This is a genomic window from Dietzia sp. DQ12-76, from assembly GCF_014145045.1.
GTDB lineage: Bacteria > Actinomycetota > Actinomycetes > Mycobacteriales > Mycobacteriaceae > Dietzia.
Window position 1 is genome coordinate 1 of record NZ_JAALDV010000409.1, and the last position, 2,640, is coordinate 2,640.

A 2,640-nucleotide genomic window follows, 5' to 3' on the forward strand; every position below is an offset into this window, starting at 1 on the left:
GACCATGACGAGGAGACGGGACGAGTGGGACTGATGAGAAGGAATGACGACCTGAACGGAAAGACCATCGTCGTCACGGGAGCCTCCAGCGGCTTCGGGCGTGGCGCCGCGATCGCCCTGGGCGCACGCGGGGCTCACGTCGTCCTGGCCGCCCGGCGCGGTGAGGTGCTCGAGGAGGTGGCCGCCCAGATCGCCGCGTCCGGTGGTTCTGCCGTGGCGGTGCCCACGGACGTCAGCGATTCCGAGGCCGTCGAGAACCTGGCAGCGGCCGCGGAGGAACACTTCGGCCCCATCGACGTGTGGATCAACAACGCCGCGGTCGGTGTGATGGGCCTGTTCTGGGAGGTGCCGCTTGCAGATCACGCCCGACTCGTCGACGTGGATCTCAAGGGAATGATCTTCGGTGCCCACGTGGCACTGCGGCGTTTCACGGCCCGTGGCGAGGGGGTGCTGGTCAACGTGGGATCGGTCGCCGGAGAGGTTCCGCTGGCCTATCAGTCCACCTACTCCGCGGTCAAGGCGGGCATCACGAGCCTCGGTCGTTCCCTCACCGAGGAACTGCGACTGGCCGGGTTGGACGAGACGGTGAAGGTCGGCACGATCCTGCCCTGGGCGGCCGACACCCCGTGGTGGGATCACGTCGGCAACTACACCGGCCACGCGCCGCGGCTGACGGCGATGGACGACCCCGACCTGATCGTGGACGCGATCGTCGACGCCTGTACGAACCCGGACCAGGAACGCCCCGTCGGGCCGAAGGGGCGTGCCGCCCACACTTCGCACCGGGTGTTCCGCGAGCTGACCGAGCGGTTCTCGGGAACGCTCTCCCGGGCCGAGATCGGTAACGGTGCGCGCGTACCGGACACCGCCGGCGCCATCCACGAACCGGTGTCCGTCGGCACCGCTGTTCACGGAGACACCCGGGCGCGGATGGTCGAGGAGGATGCCGACCCCGGTTCGTGAGGGCGGTGGTGCGGGACTGACGGACGTGCGTGGCACCATGTCATCTGTCGACGACGAGGAGCACACATGTCACCAGACTCTGCACCCGCCGCTCTGCATCTTGTCCTGGGTGAGGACGAGTTCCTCACCGAGCGCGCCACGGCCGGTGTCGTGGCGACCGCTCGGGCGGCGGCACCCGCGGGGGAGGACCCCCCCGTCGTCTCTCGGCTGGGCGGGCCGGAGGTCGGTGCGTCGCAGTTGTTCGAACTGCTCTCGCCGTCGTTGTTCGGCGAAGCCCGCATCGTGGTGATCACCGGGGCCGCGGAGCTGGGCAAGGACGCCCAGGCGGCGGTGATGGGCGCGGCCGTCGACCTTCCGGACCGGACCGTCATGGTGGTCCAGCACACCGGTGGCGGACGGGCGAAGTCGCTCGTGCCGGACCTGCGGAAGGCCGGCGCTCAGGAGCACGCGGCCGGAAGAATCTCACGTCACACGGACGTGGTGGGATTCGTGCGCTCGGAGTTCCGTGGCCTCGACGTCCGGGTGGCCCCGGAGGCGTGTGAGGCCCTCGTCGAGGCGGTGGGCACCGACCTGAGGCAGCTGGCGTCGGCATGCGGCCAGCTGGTGGCCGACACCGGGGGGAAGGTCGATGTCGAGGCGGTGCGCCGCTATCACTCCGGTGTCGTGGGCGTCAGTGGTTTCACCGTGGCCGAGCGGGCGGTCACGGGGGACGTGGCCGGGGCGATCGAGGCGCTGGAATGGGCCATGCACACCGGGGTCCCGCACGTCGTGTTGGCAGACGCCCTCGCGGACGCCGTGAACTCCATCGCCATGGTGGGCACGCAACGGGGCACCCCGCCCGCAGAGCTGGCGCGACAGGGGTTGCCCCCGTGGAAGGTCAAGAAGGTCGCCGCGCAGACTCGGTACTGGTCCATCGATACCCTCGGCCGGGCCCTCCAGGTGGTCGCCCGCCTCAACGGGGAGGTCAAGGGTCAGGCGGAGGACACCTCTTACGCACTGGAACGAGCGGTCCGTGCGGTGGGGTCGCTGGCGGGTGCGGCGTAGAACACGACCGGTTGGAACGCGACGAGGGCCCACCACGCGACCTCGATCGGTGCGGGGTGGGCCCTCGGAGCCTCGACGCGGCATTCTCCGCGGGGCTGTGCTCCCCGCGGTGGGGGGGAGCGGGTCGCCTCAGAGTGAGTTGACGGCCTTGGCGAGCGACGACTTCTTGTTGGCGGCCTGGTTCTTGTGGATGACACCCTTGGTGGCGGCCTTGTCGAGCTGACGCGAGGTCGCGACGAGGAGGGCGCCGGCCTTGGCCTTGTCGCCGGCCTCGGTGGCCTCACGCAGGTTGCGGATGGCCGAACGCAGCGCCGACTTGATCGACTGGTTGCGCAGGCGGTTGCGCTCGTTGGTGAGGTTCCGCTTCTTCTGGGACTTGATGTTGGCCACTGGTCACACCTTCGGTCGTGTCTCGACGGCCCCGCGGGGATCCGGTCGATCGGATGTCATGTCTCTCGTCCGCTCGAACGCGCGCTACGCGATCCGGTGGACACCGACGACCGACTTTACCAGCGGCGGCCTCACCGGCCAAAACGCGGCGGCCGGCCCTCGCCGCGTCAGCGCCACCCGTAATCCGAGCGCAGCCGGTCCGCGACCCGCTCGAACGTGCGGCGGGGGCAGACCGCGCCCTCG

The 2,640-nt window shown here is 70.0% G+C and carries 3 protein-coding genes; 2 read left to right on the top strand and 1 reads right to left on the bottom strand.

What is annotated here, in order from left to right; all coding sequences use genetic code 11:
- Nucleotides 1-963, top strand: a 963-nt coding sequence (locus G6019_RS13520; protein WP_241726054.1) for an SDR family NAD(P)-dependent oxidoreductase, incomplete at its 5' end; no start/stop codon positions are given.
- Nucleotides 964-1,029: 66 nt separating this feature from the next.
- Nucleotides 1,030-2,007 (top strand): DNA polymerase III subunit delta, encoded by a 978-nt coding sequence (gene holA / locus G6019_RS13525; RefSeq protein ID WP_182612382.1) that lies wholly within the window; start codon nucleotides 1,030-1,032, stop codon nucleotides 2,005-2,007.
- A 129-nt stretch (nucleotides 2,008-2,136) separates the two neighbouring features.
- Here holA and rpsT read toward each other — a convergent pair whose 3' ends face one another.
- On the bottom strand, nucleotides 2,137-2,397 hold the full coding sequence (gene rpsT, locus G6019_RS13530) for a 30S ribosomal protein S20 (protein ID WP_107756103.1): 261 nt from the start codon (nucleotides 2,395-2,397) through the stop codon (nucleotides 2,137-2,139).
- Nucleotides 2,398-2,640: the final 243 nt, after the last annotated feature.